We start from the raw sequence: 17,476 nt of genomic DNA, 5'->3' as shown, positions 1-17,476 counted from the left end.
CTTACTGGAATAAAAGCCATGCGAGCTCCGACCCATCCGCAAGAAGCCGATCGCCTGCTGACGCTTGCTGATTACGATATTATCGACACGCCAGCCGAATCCGACTTTGACGATGTGGTCGCGCTTGCCTCGCGCATTTGCGAAACCAAAGTTTCGCTTGTGTCGCTTGTTGATGAATCGCGTCAGTGGTTCAAGGCCAAGCATGGGTTCGTCGACATCGACACACCGCGGGATTCAGCAATCTGTGATCACGCTCTGCTGCAGGACGAACTGCTGGAAATCGAAGACACCACACAGGACCCGCGCACAGCTGATAACCATCTGATCATTACCGAAAAGGGGATGCGGTTTTACGCAGGCGTTCAGCTACGCGCGCCGAACGGCCTGGCGATCGGAACCTTGTGTGTACTGGACGACAAACCGCGTCAGTTGACCGATCTGCAGCGACAGACGCTGCGGACTTTGGCGCGGCAAGTCATGAACCAGCTTGAATTGCGTCGTACCCTGCGCAATCAAGAAATCCTGCGCGGAGAGATGGACCACCGGGTCAAGAATTCGCTGCAGACTGTCCAATCCCTGCTGCGACTTTACGCAAGCAAGATGACTGATCCCGCCGCGCTGACTGCATTTGCCGCCGTCGAACGCCGTGTCGCGGCAATTGTTGCGCTGCACCGCGAACTGCATCAGTCCAGCAGCATCGCAAAGGTCAACATGAAACCCTTTATGGATGGCGTCCTGGGCCATCTGGCAGCCACCTGCCCGGACAATGTGCGTATCACGTCCGATATTGCCAACTTCGAACTGGCCTCAACCGAAGCCACAGCACTTGCAGTTGTTGCATCAGAATGCATTGCGAACGCGATCAAACATGCGTTTCCGGCGGACCAGTCCGGCACTGTACATGTCTCCCTCGCCTATGCGCCAGACGGCACTGTCAAGATGATCTGCCGCGATAACGGGGTCGGCGCGATCGAAGACGAGGCGACCCGCGATGCCATGATATCGCTGGGACTGCGCATTATGGATGCCTCTGCCCAGCAGATCGCTGCCACCGTTGATCGTCGCAGCACGCCGGACGGCTACGTCGTGGAAATGAGCTTTAAGCCAGTCTAATCAGGCAACTCGTCCGCCGGGATGATCGAAAAAAACTCTCCGCCAGACCGCAGGCCGAACCATTCGACACCGTCCATGGTCCGGATCTGTCCCAAATCCACCAAGCGGTAAAAGCTTTTGCGATCTATCAGGGCCTCCAGCCTGCTGCGCACCATGACATAGGGTGACGGCTCTCCGGTGACCGCATCGCGTGTGACCCGTATGGGGTGATCCGCGTCGGCAGTTACAAAATCGCCAACATTTGTTTCAAAAATCAGGTCATCCCCGCGTTGCTGGAAATCGACCGCAACAAAGGGTGCGTCCTCGACCGTGATCCCGACCTTTTCCCCCGGCGTGACCAGAACATAATCGTCACCATCGCGCCGCAGGATTGTGGAAAACAGCCGCACCAGTGCAGGCCGCCCAATGGGGGTGCCTTGATAAAACCATGTCCCGTCCCGTGCAATGCGCATGTCAATATCCCCGCAATGTGGCGGGTTCCACAGATGCACCGGCGGCAGACCTTTGCCGCTTTGGGCGTTGCGGGCGGCGGCAGCCAGCCCTTCGGCGCTGGGTGTCACGTTCTTTTGTGCATCTGTTGCTTTTGCCATTGGGGCCAACCGAGATAAGTGCTGATATGGCAGACATAGAATTGCAGGAGGCATTGTCATGTCCGACACCGACGATCTGGTTACTCAAATCGAAACATTGGGCCAAAAGCTGGCACAGGCGCGTGCCTCTATTGCCAGCCGCTTTTTGGGGCAGGACCGTGTCGTCGATTTGACGCTGACCGCGCTGATCTGCGGTGGTCATGCCGTTCTGATCGGTTTGCCCGGCCTCGGCAAGACCCGTCTGGTCGATACGCTGTCAACCGTGATGGGGCTGGACGGCAACCGCATCCAGTTCACGCCCGACCTAATGCCCGCCGATATTCTGGGGTCAGAAGTGCTGGACAGCCTTCCCGACGGCACGCGCCAGTTCCGATTTGTTGAAGGTCCGATTTTTTGCCAGCTTTTGATGGCGGATGAAATCAACCGCGCCTCGCCGCGCACGCAGTCCGCTTTGCTGCAGGCTATGCAGGAACGCGAAGTTACCATCGCCGGCCAGCATCGGCCCCTTGGCCGCCCGTTCCACGTGCTTGCAACCCAAAACCCGCTCGAACAGGAAGGCACCTATCCATTGCCAGAGGCGCAGCTTGACCGCTTTCTGGTGCAGATCGATGTGCCCTATCCCGACCGCGCGACAGAACGTGATATCCTGATTGCCACCACCGGCGCGACCGAAGATCAGGCAACCGCTGTCTTTAGCGCAAACGAGCTACTGGCTGCGCAAACCCTGTTGCGCCGCATGCCCGTTGGCGATGCGATTGTCGAAATGATCCTTGATCTGGTGCGGTCCTGCCGCCCGGATGCCGATGCCCCCGCCACGATCCGCAGCGCCGTCAGCTGGGGCCCCGGCCCGCGTGCAGCGCAGGCGCTGATGATGTGCGTCCGGGCGCAGGCCTTGCTGGAAGGCCGCCTTGCCCCCACCGCAGATGACGTGCGCATCATGGCAGGCCCGGTGCTGAAACACCGCATGGCCCTGTCCTTTGCCGCCCGCGCGCGCGGCGAAAATCTGGACGCGATCATCGACACCATCGCCGCTGACGTCACCCGGACCACCCGCGCCGCATGATGGACCCCCTTGCCCTTCGCGCCGCGGCTGAACATCAGGCCAGCACGCTGCCGCCCCTGCTGGCCGCGGCAGAGCAGTTGGCAAGCACCGTGATCCTTGGTGATCACGGCCGGCGCAGGGCAGGCATCGGCGATACCTTTTGGCAATACCGCCCCGCACAAAGCACCGATCATGCCCGCAGCATCGACTGGCGCCGATCGGCCCGGTCAGACGTCAGCTTTGTTCAGGATAAGGAATGGCAGATCGCGCAATCCATCATGCTCTGGGTGGATCGCGGTGCCTCCATGCGTTTTTCCTCGACGGAGGATTTACCTGAAAAGGCAGATGTTGCCCGCACACTGGCCCTGGCATGTGCAATCTTGTTGGTCCGCGGCGGCGAACGCGTCGGCCTGACAGGTGATGACCTGCCTGCGCGGCGCGGCGCGGCGCAGCTTGTGCAGATGGCCGCACTTTTGGCGCAGGATGACGCCGCCGATTACGCCCTGCCCGATGCGCGTGGCATGGCTCCGCAATCCCGCGCCATCCTTATATCGGACTTTATGGGCGATATGACCGGGATTCAGGATACCCTGACCCGCGCTGCCGATCAGGGCATCCGCGGCGCTCTGGTTCAAATCCTCGACCCACAAGAAGAAGCGTTCCCTTTCGACGGTCGCACCATTTTTGAATCTATGACGGGTGCCTTGCGCCACGAAACCCTAAAGGCAGCTGATCTGCGGAATCGATACCTTGATCGCCTGGCAGCGCGAAAGGAACATCTGACTCAATTGGCCCGCACGACCGGTTGGCAATTCAGCACCCATCATACCGATGCCCCTGCAACACAGGCGCTGCTTTGGCTTTACCAATCCCTCGCGCAGCCCGCATGAAACGCTGCCGTTGGTTCACCATTCTTCTGGTCAAAAATATAACGGGGGTCGCGGTTGTCGCGCCATTGGTCCAAGAGACAATGGCGACGGCAGAGCCCCAAGACGTCGCCCCTAGCAAAAGGCCCGCCTGATGTTCACCTTCGGCCCCCTCGCCTTTACGTCAGGCTGGCTTTTGCTCGGCCTTATTGCACTGCCAGTCTTGTGGATCCTGCTGCGCGCTGTGCCGCCTGCACCGATCCGGCGCCGTTTTCCCGGCGTGGCATTGCTGCTGGGTCTTGCCGATGCAGAAAGCCAGTCGGACCGCACCCCGTGGTGGCTGCTGCTGTTGCGCCTTGCGGCTGTTGCTGCGGTGATCATCGGATTTGCCGGGCCGATCCTGAACCCGCAACCCGCCCGGCCGGGGACCGGACCTTTGTTGATCATCGCTGACGGCACATGGGCAGATGCCCGCGACTGGGAAGCGCGGACCGACCGCATGTCAACCCTGCTGGACGAAGCGGCACGGGCAGGCCGCACCGCTGCCATCGTGACGCTAACCGCGCCGCCAATTGACGGCCCGAACTTTCAGCCGGCTGCGGCCGTGTCGCAGCAGCTGCCCAACATAACCCCTGCCGCGTGGGAACCCAAGCCAGACGCCGTTGCAGGCTTCGCGGGCACCCTGACCGGCAGTTTCGAAACCTTTTGGTTGTCAGACGGTCTTGCCCGCGACAGCCGCGCTGCCCTGCTGACCGCGCTAGAGGCGCGCGGTACCGTGACCATTTTCCAGACTCCGCGCAGTACCGTCGCCCTGCGCCCCGCCCGGTTCGAAGATGGCACCATTGCCCTGTCCGGCGTGCGCACCCCCAGCGGCCCGGAACTGACCGTGCCCGTGCAAGCAATTGGCCTTGATCCGGCAGGCGCTGAACGTGTGCTTGCCGCAGTCGACATGACCTTTGGCGCTGGCAATAACACGGCAGAGGTCACCCTGTCCCTGCCGCCCGAACTGCGCAACCGCGTCAGCAGATTTGCCGTCGCAGCCGTCCGGTCCGCCGGGGCCGTGACCTTGACCGACGACGCATTGCGCCGCCGCGAAGTTGCGCTGATTTCCGGCGGAGGAGAGGCTGAAGGCCTGAACCTGTTATCGCCGCTCTATTACCTGCGCGAAGCCCTGTCCCCAACCGCCGATCTGATTGACGGAACTCTCGCTGATGTGCTGCAGGCCAATCCGGATGTCGTGATCCTGGCCGATGTAGCGAACCTGGCCGGAACCGAGGAAGAATTGCTGCTTGAATGGGTCGAAAATGGCGGGCTCTTGCTGCGCTTTGCCGGCCCGCGCCTTGCGGCGTCTGATGTTGGCCGCACCAGCGAAGACCCACTGTTGCCCATCCGCCTGCGTGCCGGTGGTCGCAGCGTTGGCGGTGCCCTCAGCTGGGGAGAGCCTAAATCGCTCGCACCTTTCCAAGAAAACTCTCCTTTCTTTGGCCTGCAAATTCCCGAGGACGTTACGGTCACCTCTCAGGTTGTCGCGCAGCCCGATCCGGCTTTGGCCGATCGATCCATCGCGCAGCTTACGGACGGCACGCCGCTGGTCACACGCAAAATCGTGGGGGAAGGGCAGATCGTACTGATGCACGTCACGGCAAACGCCGAATGGTCGACGCTGCCCTTGTCAGGATTATTTGTACAGATGCTGGAACGGCTCGCTATCTCTGCCCGTGTCAGTACGCCGGAACTGGCGGACCTGGATGGAACTGTCTGGCTTCCTCAATCGCAGATGGATGCCTTTGGGCGGATGAACGACGCCCGCACGCAAGCCGGGGTCGCAGGTGCCGTGATTGCCCAAGGGACCGCCGGACCTGATCTGCCTCCCGGCCTTTATGCCGATGATGACGCCCGCATGGCAGTGAATGTTGTGGGCCCGGACACCGTGCTGTCGACGGCGCAATGGCCGGCTGGAACCCCTGTCGAAGGATTGGAAGTACGCGCGGAAACGCCTTTGCAAGGCTGGCTGCTGGCTGCTGCGCTGCTTATGTTGATGCTAGATGTCATTGCCTCGCTTGCCGTTGGTGGACGCCTGCGCGGGCCGCGTGCCGACATCACGGCAGTCATGCTGCTTGTGCTGTTGATTGGATTCACGCCAAAGACAAGCGCGGCGCAGGACACTGACAATTTCGCAATTCAGGCAACCAGCAGCGTTGTCCTAGGCTATGTGACAACTGGCGATGCACAGATTGACGACGTATCAGAGGCAGGTCTGCGCGGTTTATCGGATACGCTGTTCCGGCGCACGTCGATCGAGCCTGCAGCCCCGATGGCCGTTGATCTGGAACGCGACGAGCTAGCATTCTTTCCCTTCTTGTACTGGCCTGTCGTGCCCGGCGCCCCCCTGCCCAGCCGGGACGCCTATGCCAAGTTGAACCGCTACCTGCGATCGGGCGGCATGATTTTGTTCGACACCCGCGACGCTGATACCGCGCGTTTCGGCTCTGCCAGTCCGCAAGGCCGGCAGCTGCAGGTCATCGCGCGATCCCTTGATATTCCGCCGCTTGAACCGATCCCCGAAGATCATGTTCTGACGCGGGCTTTCTATTTGCTTCAGGATTTCCCAGGTCGCACTGACAGCCGCGATGTCTGGGTCGAAGCAGCGCCGCCGGATGCAGAACTGGCTGACGGAATGCCGTTTCGAAATCTGAACGATGGCGTCACGCCGGTCGTGATCGGCGGAAATGACTGGGCCCGCGCCTGGGCCGTCGATGCCCGGGGCAGCAAGATGTTTCCCGTGGGCCGCGGCCAGGCCGGTGAGATTCAGCGCGAATACGCCTATCGCTTTGGCGTGAACCTGATCATGCATGTGCTGACGGGCAATTATAAATCAGATCAGGTCCATGTGCCGAACCTGCTGGAAAGGTTGGGGCAATGATCTGCTGTTGCGCGCTTTGCCAGGGCGGGATGCCTCCGGCGGGGATATTTAGAACCAGAAGAAGCAGGGGACTTGCGCTTTGACCGGGACTGTTGTGCTTGATCCGTTATTGCCGCCGCTGGCGATATACATTGTCGGCGCGCTGGTTGCGCTTGGGGTTGGGCTGGCCGTCTGGCGACGGTTGCCGGGCTGGTGGCTGCGGGGGTTGGCGGGGCTGGCCTTGCTGGCAGCACTGCTGAATCCCGCTGTACAGTCGGAAGATCGCGAGGCGCTGTCCGATATCGTCGTGCTGGTGGTCGATGCCTCTGCCAGTCAGCGGATCAGTGATCGCACGGTCCAGACCGAGGCCGCGATCGCAAATGTCCGCGCCGAAGTTGCCGGACTAGAATATACAGAGTTGCGCATTGTAACGGTCGGTGACGGTGCGGAGGACAGCGGTACGCAGTTGATGACGGGTCTGTCCGATGCTCTGGCCGAAGAGCCGCAAGGACGGATTGCCGGTGTTATTTTGCTGACAGACGGGCGTTTGCACGATCTGGAACGCGTGCCTGCCTTGCCGGCGCCGTTGCATGCTTTGCTGACAGGACAGCCGGATGATTGGGATCGGCGGCTTGTCGTCTTGAATGCTCCTGCCTTTGCCATTCTGGGTGAACCGGTGACACTGACATTGCGGGTCGAGGATCAGGGTGCAGCGCCGCAGCGCGATGCCTTTGCCCCCCTGACCATCAGCATCGATGGCGGCGAAGCGATGCAGTTTCAGATCCCCGTTGGTCAGGATATCGAGCTTCCGGTTGACCTGCCACATGGCGGGATGAACGTCCTGCAATTTGAAACCCCCGCCGTGAGCGGCGAACTGACACCGCGCAACAATGCGGCCGTTGTGCAGATCAACGGCGTGCGCGACCGGCTGCGTGTGCTGCTTGTCAGTGGAGAGCCCCATGCGGGCGAGCGGACCTGGCGCAATTTGCTGAAGGCAGATGCGGCGGTTGATCTGGTACACTTTACCATTCTGCGTCCGCCGGAAAAGCAGGACGGTGTCCCTGTAGAAGAACTGTCGTTGATCGCGTTTCCGACACGGGAATTGTTCATGGAAAAGATCGAGGATTTCGATCTGATTATCTTTGACCGCTACCGGCGCCGCGGTATTTTGCCTGCGCTCTATCTGGAAAACATTGCAAACTATGTGCGCAACGGGGGCGCGGTTCTGGTGTCGTCGGGGCCTGAATACGGCAGTGCCGAAAGCATCTATCGCTCTCCGCTGGAATCGATATTGCCCGGCGCGCCGACAGCCCGCGTGTTCGAAGAAGGTTTCGTGCCACAGGTCAGTGATCTGGGCGAGCGACATCCAGTGACCGAAGGGTTGGAGGCCATGTCGCCCCCCAAGGCAGACGGGACCGGCCCCGGCTGGGGCCGCTGGCTGCGCCTGGTCGATACAACGGTGACAGAAAATGCAGAAGTTCTGATGACCGGACTGGACGACCGGCCACTGCTGACACTGGACCGCGTTGGCGAAGGTCGGGTCGCGCTGCTGGCCAGCGACCAGAGCTGGCTTTGGGATCGCGGCTATGAGGGTGGCGGTCCTCAGGCCGAATTGCTGCGCCGGCTTGCCCATTGGATGATGAAGGAACCCGAGTTGGAGGAAGAGGCGCTTTGGGTTGAACCGACAGGGCAGACGATGCGGATCATTCGCCGCACGCTGGAGGATAATACGCCTGACGTGACAGTCACCGGCCCCGACGGCACTGAAACCGAACTTGCACTGGAAGAGGTTAGCCCCGGCCGCTTCGAGGCTCTTTGGACGGCACCTGACGTCGGCCTGTATCGCTTGACTGATGGCACCCTTGAAAGCGTCATTGCCTTGGGACCGGCAGCCCCCAAGGAGTTCGAGCAGACCATTGCAACGGGCGACCTATTACAACCGTCCATTGACGAGACCCGCGGCGGGATCGCTGCCATTTCCAGTGGCGATATCGACCTGCGCAGTGTCCGCGAAGGCCGCCCTGCTGCGGGACGCGGCTGGCTTGGCATCACGCCGCGCGGTGCCTACCGCACAGCGGCTGTCAGCATCACGCCAATATTGCCAGCCTGGGCGTTTTTGCTGATCGCATCGCTTTTGACGGTCGGGGCCTGGCTGCGCGAGGGGCGCGGGCGCAGGACCTAGCGCGAAAATTCGACAGGTGTAGCTGTGGCAGCCCAACCATCGACATTGCAACTGGCCCGCACGACGATGCGGGCCGGAAGTTCCTGTTCGACTGCCAGCCCGCGGGTAAACGGCTGTTCGTTCACATGAGGATGCAACAGGGTGCGGGTTGCGAGAACATTGCCTTTTTCATCTTCAATTCGCCAACCGTCGGCATAATGATCCCAGCCCGTATCAGGATGGGCCAAGGTCACGTCGATGTACCAACCGGCACCCGTCGGCGTTGCAATCACATCCCTAATCGCCGGGCTTTCGGCCAGAACAGGATTAGCAAGCACGCTTGCGATAATCAGAAGGCGGATCATAAATCTTCTCCGAGCAGAATGCGACGCGGGACAGATGCGAATTCGCGGCTCCATATTGTCCAGCCTACGATGACCGTGGCAAGGATCATCGCCCATGCCCCGATCAGCCAGGCAAGTGCACCCAAAGCGAAATACATGGCCCGCAAACCGCGATTGAAGTTCATGGCAGCACGGACGTTCAACTCTCCGGCTTGGGCAGCCAGAGGATAGGCTGAAGGATCATCCGGATCCTGCGGCACGGCAGCCATCAGGACAGAGCAATAGCCAAAAACACGGTTGGACCAGACAAACTTCAGAAAAGCCGTGACAAGAAACAACGTCACAAGGCCGAGTTTGATTTGCCAGACCAGAGTTGGTGTTTCTGCAAGCATAACCTCTGCCGCGACGCCGCGCAGGGGATCGGTGTTGCCGATCAAGGCAAGCACGCCGCCGATCGCCAGCAGACTTGTAGAGGCGAAGAAGGATGTGCCCTGTCGCAGGCTAGACAGGATCTGGCTATCGAAAATTCGGGGATCGCGGGTGACAAATACCTTCATCCAGTCGCGCCGCCGCTGCGCCACGAGCACGGTCACCGATGGCCGGCGGGCGCTAGGGTGTTCGATCAACCAGCCAAGTACGATCCAAAGCCCAATGATCAGACCAAGCGCCGCAACATCAATGATGCCCAGCGCCGCAAGATGAGAGGTAATTATCATCGTCAATCCTTAGCATGGGAAGGACTTCTTGCCAGCGCCGCAAATTGGTTATAATATTTTACCAATTATAGGGGGACTTGCGATGCAGATGCCACAGCCCAATGCCAGCGTCATCGCGCTGAAGGATCAGCTTGCCGCGCGCTTGCGCAGCGTCATGCCCGAGGATGCGGTCATCACCGACGTTGCCGAAACCCGCGCCTATGAATGCGATGGCCTGTCCGCCTATCGTTGCCCGCCCCTGCTGGCGGTCCTGCCTGCATCAACGCAAGAAGTGTCGGATGTCCTGCGGATCTGTCATGACATGGGCGTGCCTGTCGTGCCCCGCGGGTCGGGGACATCTTTGGCAGGCGGCGCGATGCCAACAGCGGATAGCGTGATACTTGGCGTGGCCCGGCTGAATGCGGTGCTGGAAACCGATTATGCCGACCGGATCATACGCGTGCAGACCGGACGCACGAACCTGTCCGTCACGGGCGCAGTCGAAGCAGAGGGTTTCTTCTATGCGCCCGATCCGTCGTCCCAGCTGGCCTGCGCGATTGCAGGCAACATCGCCATGAACTCTGGCGGGGCGCATTGCCTGAAGTATGGGGTAACGACAAACAACCTTTTGGGCGTGACGATGGTGATGATGGACGGCACCGTTATCGAAATCGGGGGCGGCCATCTGGATGCGCCGGGGCTGGACCTGCTGGGTGTCATCTGCGGATCCGAAGGACAGCTTGGGATTGTGACAGAAGCGACCCTGCGCATTTTGCGCAAACCCGAAGGCGCGCGCCCCGTCCTGATCGGCTTTGACAGCAATGCCGTGGCCGGGGCCTGTGTGTCGGATATCATCAAGGCGGGCGTGCTGCCTGTTGCCATCGAGTTTATGGACCGCCCGTGCATTGTCGCCTGCGAAGCCTTTGCCAAGGCAGGCTACCCTGATTGCGAGGCACTGCTGATCATCGAGGTCGAAGGCTCTGACGTCGAAATTGACCACCAACTGGCACTGATCGGAGAGATTGCTGCCCGCCACAACCCGGTCGAAGTGCGCGAAGCCCGGGACGCCGATCAGGCCGCACGCATTTGGCTGGGCCGCAAGTCGGCCTTTGGTGCGATGGGACAGATCAACGACTACATGTGCCTCGATGGTACGATCCCGGTGACGGAATTGCCCCGTGTGCTGGACCGAATTCGCGAAATGTCTGTTGAATACGGACTGGATGTGGCCAACGTGTTCCATGCCGGTGACGGCAACATGCATCCGCTGATCCTGTATAACGCAAACCTGCCCGGCGATCTGGAACGCTGCGAAGCGTTTGGCGCGGCGATCCTGAAGCTTTGCGTCGACGTGGGCGGATGTCTGACAGGGGAGCATGGCGTGGGCATTGAAAAGCGTGACTTAATGCACGTGCAGTTCAACGCCGCAGATCTGGATGCGCAGATGGCGGTCAAGGATGTGTTCGATCCGGGCTGGCTGCTGAATCCGGCCAAGGTATTTCCGCTGGATGCGAGCGAAAGCCATCGCGCGGCGTAGCTTGGGGGCCAGCCCCCAAACCCCCGGGATATTTTTGACCAGAAGAAGGCAGGACCGCTGATGGTGCCGACAAGCGAAGACGAATTGGCGGACATGATCCGTAATGTTGCGGATCCTATTGCGGTGCGGGGCGGAGGAACGCGCGATGTGTTTGCACGCGGCGAGGTGCTGACGACATCGGGTTTAAGCGGGGTCACACTATACGAGCCCGGCGCGCTGACGTTGGTCGTGCAGGCGGGGACACCGCTGTCGGAAGTCGAAGCTGTTTTAGCAGCTGAAGGCCAGCGTCTGGCTTTCGAGCCGACAGATATGCGCGCGTTGCTTGGCACCGATGGCACGCCGACCATTGGCGGCGTGGTCGCAACAAACGCCAGTGGTCCGCGCCGCATTCAGGTCGGAGCTTGCCGCGATCATCTGCTGGGGGTGCGGTTTGTCGATGGTGCGGGGAATATCATCAAGAATGGCGGCCGCGTGATGAAGAACGTAACCGGTTATGATTTGGTTAAATTGCTGGCCGGTGCGCATGGTACGCTTGGTGTCATGTCAGAGGTCAGTCTGAAAGTATTGCCCATGCCGCAAGCCGTGGCGACGCTTTCGATTGCCGGATTGGACGCAGAACAGGCGATAGCTGCCATGTCAACGGCCCTCGGCTCGCCCTATGATGTGACCGGGGCCGCATGGGTGGATGGGGCGGCCATGGTGCGGTTGGAAGGTTTCAGCGATTCCGTTTCCTACCGCAGGGACCGGTTGGCCGAGGTGTTGGCACCGTTTGGTGCTGTGAAGGCTGAAGAAGTAGATTGGTCCGCCGTACGCGACGTCCGTGCCTTTGCCGGGCAGCCCGGCGATGTCTGGCGTGTGTCCATTCGTCCATCAGCGATGCCTGTAACGGTTGCGGCCCTTCGGGGCGCAGGTGATGTGCAGATCATGGCCGATTGGGGTGGCGGATTGCTGTGGGTTCTGTGCGATGCAGGACGAGATTTACGAAGCAGTATCACCAGCGGCCATGCGCAACGGGTGCGGGGGGCCAACACTGATGCTATACTGCGCTTTCATCCCGAACCGGCCGCTATTGCTGCGTTAAGCCACGGTTTGCGACAGCGCTTTGATCCGCGCGGAGTTCTGAATGCCGGAGTGATGGGCTGATGCAAACGACATTTACCAAGCAGCAGCTGCAGGATCCCGGCACGGCGCGGGCCAACCAAATTCTACGCGCCTGCGTGCACTGCGGTTTTTGCACCGCCACATGTCCCACTTATCAGGTGCTCGGGGACGAGCTGGACAGTCCACGGGGGCGCATTTACCTGATCAAGGACATGCTGGAAAACGAGCGTGTGCCCGATGCGAAAACCGTCAAACATATTGACCGCTGCCTGTCCTGTCTTGCCTGTATGACAACTTGTCCGTCAGGTGTTCACTACATGCATCTTGTCGACCACGCCCGTGCCTATATCAACGCGCATTACAGGCGCCCTGTGGACGACCGGTTGCTGCGCTGGGTACTTGCCCGCATTTTGCCCTATCCCGGGCGGTTCCGGCTTGCGCTTTTAGGGGCTAAGATCGCCCGGCCTTTTGCCGGGCTGGTCCCTGATCCGCGCCTGCGCGCTATGATCCAGATGGCACCTAAGGTGATCCCGCCCGTCAGCCGTAATGATGACCCGCAAACCTTTGCCGTGACTGCGCCCGCGATGCGTGTCGCGTTGATGACCGGCTGCGCCCAGCGCGCGCTGAATACGGACATTAACGATGCCACAATCCGCCTGCTGAACCGCCTGGGGGCAGAGGTTGTGGTGCCGGACGGCCAAGGCTGTTGCGGGGCCTTGACCCACCACATGGGCAAGGAGGCAGAGGCCCATGCCACAGCCGCAAGAAACATCCGTGCCTGGACCGCCCAAATGGATGCGGGCGGGCTTGATGCCATTGTCATCAATACGTCCGGCTGCGGCACGACGGTCAAGGACTACGGCCATATGTTCCGCAATACCGATCTGGCTGCCGACGCCGCGCGTGTTTCAGCCATCGCCAGGGACGTAAGCGAAGTTATTCTGGATCTATTGCCCGCAAGATCGCCCCATATCGACCTGAATGTGGCAAAGGGCGGCATCGCCGGCACAGAGGCGAAGCGTCTGCCATCAGAGCCCGCCGCCGCAGGCAGCGGCCTGCGTGTCGCCTATCATGCCGCATGTTCCCTGCAACATGGCCAGCAAATCAAATCCGCGCCCAAAGAGTTACTGAAGCGCGCAGGTTTCACGGTGTTGGAACCTGCCGATAGCCACCTGTGTTGCGGCTCTGCCGGAACCTACAATCTGATGCAGCCCGAAATCTCGGGCCAATTAAAGGCGCGCAAGGTGGCAACGCTGAAGGCGTTGTCGCCGCAGATTATCGCCGCCGGCAATATCGGCTGCATGATGCAGATCGGCACCGCCACCGGCGTACCGATCGTGCACACCGTCGAGCTGCTGGATTGGGCGACAGGAGGGCCACAGCCGCCGGCGCTGACGCGGCAGATCGCGGACAATCCTGTTCCCAATTTGCGCGGGGCGCCTTAATCCGGCCTGAAACCCGTGCGACCAAAGCTGCGGGAACCGAATTGCAAGGTAAGACATGCGGCATTTGTTGACAGTGGTCATGGCGCTTTGGGCAGGTATCGCCGCTGCGCAGGATACGAACCTGCAGTCCCTTGATACAGGAGAAAGCAGTCGTGGCTGGCAATCGGTCGGGCGCCTCGACATCGCGGGCAGTGGATTTTGCACAGCCTCGCTGATTTCCGAGACGATGATCATCACGGCTGCGCATTGCGTCTATGCCGATGATGGCAGCCGCATTCCGGCCAGACAATTCACCTTTCTTGCCGGTTTGCGCGATGACAGGGCGATGGCGACCCGCGCTGTCATCAAGGTCACGCCGCATCCGGACTATCAACATCAGGGCGAAAGACCGCAGGACGGTGCCGTGGCTGTTGACCTGGCCGTGCTTGAACTTGAACGCCCGGTTCGCCTGCCAAGCCTGACGCCCTATGGTATCGGTCCGACCCCGCTGGTGCGGGCGGATGTTGCGGTCGTGTCGTATGCCCGCGACCGCGCCAATGCCGCAAGTCTGCAACGGGTGTGCCATGTGCTGGATCAATCGCGCGGCGTACTGATGATGTCATGCTCTGCTGATTTCGGGGCCAGTGGCGCGCCTGTATTCTGGACACAGAACGGGCAGTCCCGCATCGTCGCCATCATGTCAGCGATGGGCACATCGGACGGAACGCCCGTATCGCTTGCTGTTTCGGCCGCCCCCGTCATTGACGCCGTATTGATCGCGCATCGATCGAACCAAGGGCAAATCGCACAGCCGGCGCTGGCCCCGCAGCCGCGGTTTACCAGCAGCGGTACGCGAAATGATACGGGTGCCAAGTTCGTAAGGCCCTAACAGGCACCTCTTGAACGACAGTAAAACGCTTCCCACATTATGGGTCAGGACGGTGCCACAATGGGCCGTCCATACGATACGCCTGTCCCTTTGCGGGAAGGTGTCACTGTTATCGCTTTGAAAAGGATGACCCGATGCGTAGCTATGATTTAACACCGCTTTACCGCGCCACTGTCGGCTTTGACCAGATTGCCGACTTGATGGATCGCGCACTCGCCTCTGACGTCGGCCAATCGACCTACCCCCCATATAATATTGAAAAGACCGAAGATGACGCTTGGCGCATTTCGATTGCCGTCGCCGGCTTTGCCGACAGCGACCTTGGAATTGAAGTGAATGACCGCGCTTTGATCGTGACAGGCCGCAAGTCCGAGGATGAAAGTGCCCGCAAGTTCCTGCATCGGGGCATTGCCACCCGTGCGTTCGAACGTCGCTTCCATCTTGCCGACCATGTCCGAGTGACGGGCGCAAGCCATGTCGACGGTATGCTGCATATCGATCTGGTCCGCGAAGTGCCCGAAGCATTGAAACCGCGCCGGATCGCGATCGAGAAATCGAATGCCACCCGCACCGATATCGTCGACGCAAAAGCCGTCAACTAATTAAGCGGTGCTTTAAACATTAAGGGCGGGCCGAATGGCCCGCCCTTTTTGCGTCCGATATAACGAGTTTAGAACGTCAATTCGGCCTGATACCCGGTATCGGGCTGGGTGTCGGTCAGGTTGGCTTTGGCAATTTCGTACAGAAACTTTACGCCGCTCGTGGTCGACAACCAGACTGCCGCCCGCGACGGGGTAAAGGCCAGCAGGCGCAGGTCGGGATCCTGCTTGTCGTCTTCGAACCAGGCAGAGGCGACCATGTTCCAGATTTCGTCCAGAACCTCTTTGTCATTGTCATGGGCAAGTGTGCCTTCGACGTTGGCATAAAGGCCGGATTTGGCATCGGCGATGACAAAGCGTGCCTCTGTCGGGGTTGCAGACGTGTTATCGACAAGCTCTTCGCCTTTGGCAGCAATGAACCATATCTTACCATCGCGCGCCTTGCGCAGATTGGGTGACATCGGCACCAGCTTGCCGTCGTGGGTCAGGCCCAGCATTCCGGCCTGCACGCCTTCTACACGGTCCCAGAAATCGGCTTTGGCGTCATTGGTCATGGCATTAATCCTTGTGTGTCCGTTGCCGCAAGAACCCGCCAGCGGGGCGATTTGTTCCTGCGGCAAGGCTGCGAAGGATCAGGCGTGCTTGCCAAGCGTATGGTCTGACATATCCATGACATCCTCGTTCGAGGTATCCCACAGGCGGCGTTCGTCATCTGTCGCTTTGGGTGAAAACAGACCCGTCAGCGCATAGAAGATACCGATGACGGGGGCCGTCCAGCAGGCAAAGGCCAGCGGGATATAAAGCAGGTTCTCGAGGTTGCCGTCCATGATGCCAAGCCCCAGCGCAGAGATGACAAAAGCACCACCCGCGTTCCACGGAATAAGCGGTGACATCAGCGTGCCGCCCTCTTCGACGGCGCGGGACAGGTTCAGTGTCGAATAACCCATTCCACGATACAGTGGTGCATACATCCGGCCCGGCAGGGCGATGCTGATATAGGGATCACCCGCCACCATATTGGTCGCAAAGGACGTCGCGATGGCAGAGGTCTGCACGGCACCGAAACTGCTGACCTTGGAAATGATCGCCTGAATGATCGCCTCCAAGCAGCCGGTGCGTTCCAGCGCGCCCCCGAAACCAAGCGCAATCAAGATCAAAGAGATCGTCCACATCATCGACTGGATACCACCAGAGTTCAGCAAGCTGTCGATATCGGCAATCCCGGTGTCAATGCTGTAGCCTGATTGCGCGAAGGCAAAGACGTCATGCAACCCGTAACCCTGCCAAAAGATTGCGACAGCAGCGCCCGCAAGCACACCGGCGAACAGGGACGGCAGTGGCGGATTCTTGGTCAGCGCCAAGCCAATGACCACCACGGCCGGCAAAAGTGGCACGAGGCCGATCACGAACTGGCTTTGCAGTTCTGTTGTAATCGCGGTGATGGCGGCAAAGGACGACCCTTCGCCGTCTATCAGCATAAAGCCTGCGACCAGATAAACCGCTAGGGCAATCAGCATTGCGGGCACCGTCGTCGGCAGCATGTTCTGGATATGATCGAACACCGTGGTGCCGGTCACAGCAGGTGCAAGGTTTGTCGTATCCGAAAGCGGAGATATCTTGTCGCCAAAGAATGATCCCGATACGACAGCGCCTGCGGTCCAATATACCGGCACGCCAAAGCCTGCGCCAATGCCCATGAGTGCAAGGCCGACGGTCCCGACCGTGCCCCAGCTGGTGCCCAGCGACAAAGACACGACAGCACACAATATCATTGCCGCCGCAAGAAAGATGGACGGGTTCAGGATCGTAAGGCCGTAATAGATCAGCGTCGGCACCGTGCCGGACGCGATCCATGTGCCGATAATCATACCGACAACAATCAACACGGCAACCGACGGCATGGATACGTGGATGACGTGAAAGATGCCTTCGCGCACGTCCATCCATTTCTGTCCCCGAAGCACGCCAAGCAACGACGTAATCGCAAGGCCGATGACCAACGGAATATGCGGGGTGAAATCACCGAAATAAAACAGCTGAAGTGCCAATAGCCCCAGCGTCAAAACAACCGGCAATAAAGCCAGCCCCAGTGATGGCAGATTTTTCTCTGACATTGTTCCCTCGATTTTGTTCCTGTTGTTTTGAAAACAACGGGCACATCGGCGGGATAGTTCCGAAAAACCGGGGATTGGGGGCAGTTTCCTGCCTTACGC

15 protein-coding genes are annotated in these 17,476 nt (G+C 60.1%); 10 read left to right on the top strand and 5 right to left on the bottom strand.

The features are described from left to right. The first annotated feature begins 18 nt into the window (after nucleotides 1-18). Entirely contained in the window at nucleotides 19-1,113 is a 1,095-nt protein-coding gene (locus tag SJY10_RS03165; RefSeq protein WP_386679590.1) for a sensor histidine kinase, read from the top strand. On the opposite strand, the gene SJY10_RS03160 is transcribed toward SJY10_RS03165, so the two are convergent. After that, entirely contained in the window at nucleotides 1,110-1,703 is a 594-nt protein-coding gene (locus SJY10_RS03160; protein WP_386679589.1) for a DUF1285 domain-containing protein, read from the bottom strand. The genes SJY10_RS03165 and SJY10_RS03160 overlap by 4 nt on opposite strands. A 58-nt stretch (nucleotides 1,704-1,761) precedes the next feature. On the opposite strand from SJY10_RS03160, the gene SJY10_RS03155 reads away from it, so the two are divergent. The 4 genes from SJY10_RS03155 (at nucleotide 1,762) to SJY10_RS03140 (ending at nucleotide 8,695) form a co-directional block, all read left to right on the top strand. Next, nucleotides 1,762-2,766: an AAA family ATPase gene (locus SJY10_RS03155; protein WP_386679588.1), complete on the top strand. Its 1,005-nt coding sequence runs from the start codon at nucleotides 1,762-1,764 to the stop codon at nucleotides 2,764-2,766. Then, the gene (locus tag SJY10_RS03150; protein WP_386679587.1) at nucleotides 2,763-3,635 is read left to right on the top strand and encodes a DUF58 domain-containing protein; all 873 of its coding nucleotides are present in this window, start codon (nucleotides 2,763-2,765) and stop codon (nucleotides 3,633-3,635) included. The genes SJY10_RS03155 and SJY10_RS03150 overlap by 4 nt, the downstream gene beginning before the upstream one ends. A 130-nt stretch (nucleotides 3,636-3,765) precedes the next feature. Then, nucleotides 3,766-6,534, top strand: a complete 2,769-nt coding sequence (locus SJY10_RS03145) for a DUF4159 domain-containing protein (RefSeq protein WP_386679586.1) — start codon at nucleotides 3,766-3,768, stop codon at nucleotides 6,532-6,534. 79 nt (nucleotides 6,535-6,613) lie between these two features. Further along, the gene (locus SJY10_RS03140; protein WP_386679585.1) at nucleotides 6,614-8,695 is read left to right on the top strand and encodes a hypothetical protein; all 2,082 of its coding nucleotides are present in this window, start codon (nucleotides 6,614-6,616) and stop codon (nucleotides 8,693-8,695) included. Here the strand turns inward: SJY10_RS03140 and SJY10_RS03135 are convergent. Continuing rightward, entirely contained in the window at nucleotides 8,692-9,039 is a 348-nt protein-coding gene (locus SJY10_RS03135; RefSeq protein WP_386679584.1) for a hypothetical protein, read from the bottom strand. The two genes, SJY10_RS03140 and SJY10_RS03135, sit on opposite strands and share 4 nt — an antisense overlap. Further along, a complete protein-coding gene (locus tag SJY10_RS03130) occupies nucleotides 9,036-9,734 on the bottom strand; it encodes a DUF599 domain-containing protein (protein WP_386679583.1) in 699 nt (232 codons plus the stop codon). Before SJY10_RS03130 ends, SJY10_RS03135 begins: the two co-directional genes overlap by 4 nt. 82 nt (nucleotides 9,735-9,816) lie before the next feature. Between SJY10_RS03130 and SJY10_RS03125 the strand changes: the two genes are divergently transcribed. From SJY10_RS03125 to SJY10_RS03105, 5 genes are all read left to right on the top strand, one after another. After that, nucleotides 9,817-11,250 carry an FAD-linked oxidase C-terminal domain-containing protein gene (locus tag SJY10_RS03125; RefSeq protein ID WP_386679582.1) on the top strand — a complete coding sequence of 478 codons (1,434 nt, stop codon included), beginning with the start codon at nucleotides 9,817-9,819 and terminating at the stop codon, nucleotides 11,248-11,250. Between the two features lie 60 nt (nucleotides 11,251-11,310). Beyond that, nucleotides 11,311-12,393, top strand: a complete 1,083-nt coding sequence (locus SJY10_RS03120) for an FAD-binding protein (protein ID WP_386679581.1) — start codon at nucleotides 11,311-11,313, stop codon at nucleotides 12,391-12,393. Beyond that, nucleotides 12,393-13,796 carry a glycolate oxidase subunit GlcF gene (gene glcF / locus SJY10_RS03115; RefSeq protein WP_386679580.1) on the top strand — a complete coding sequence of 468 codons (1,404 nt, stop codon included), beginning with the start codon at nucleotides 12,393-12,395 and terminating at the stop codon, nucleotides 13,794-13,796. The genes SJY10_RS03120 and glcF overlap by 1 nt, the downstream gene beginning before the upstream one ends. A 55-nt stretch (nucleotides 13,797-13,851) precedes the next feature. After that, nucleotides 13,852-14,664: a trypsin-like serine peptidase gene (locus SJY10_RS03110; protein ID WP_386679579.1), complete on the top strand. Its 813-nt coding sequence runs from the start codon at nucleotides 13,852-13,854 to the stop codon at nucleotides 14,662-14,664. A 134-nt stretch (nucleotides 14,665-14,798) separates the two neighbouring features. Continuing rightward, nucleotides 14,799-15,266: an Hsp20 family protein gene (locus tag SJY10_RS03105; protein ID WP_386679578.1), complete on the top strand. Its 468-nt coding sequence runs from the start codon at nucleotides 14,799-14,801 to the stop codon at nucleotides 15,264-15,266. Between the two features lie 68 nt (nucleotides 15,267-15,334). Here the strand turns inward: SJY10_RS03105 and SJY10_RS03100 are convergent, their stop codons facing one another. Then, nucleotides 15,335-15,817, bottom strand: a complete 483-nt coding sequence (locus SJY10_RS03100) for a pyridoxamine 5'-phosphate oxidase family protein (protein WP_386679577.1) — start codon at nucleotides 15,815-15,817, stop codon at nucleotides 15,335-15,337. Between the two features lie 78 nt (nucleotides 15,818-15,895). Continuing rightward, nucleotides 15,896-17,377, bottom strand: a complete 1,482-nt coding sequence (gene nhaC / locus SJY10_RS03095) for a Na+/H+ antiporter NhaC (RefSeq protein ID WP_386679576.1) — start codon at nucleotides 17,375-17,377, stop codon at nucleotides 15,896-15,898. Nucleotides 17,378-17,476 lie beyond the last annotated feature (99 nt).

The sequence above is a fragment of the Loktanella sp. R86503 genome (assembly GCF_042466455.1).
Lineage (GTDB): Bacteria > Pseudomonadota > Alphaproteobacteria > Rhodobacterales > Rhodobacteraceae > Loktanella.
The sequence above is the reverse complement of the archived record's forward strand: the minus strand, read 5'-3'. Positions and strand labels throughout refer to the sequence as shown.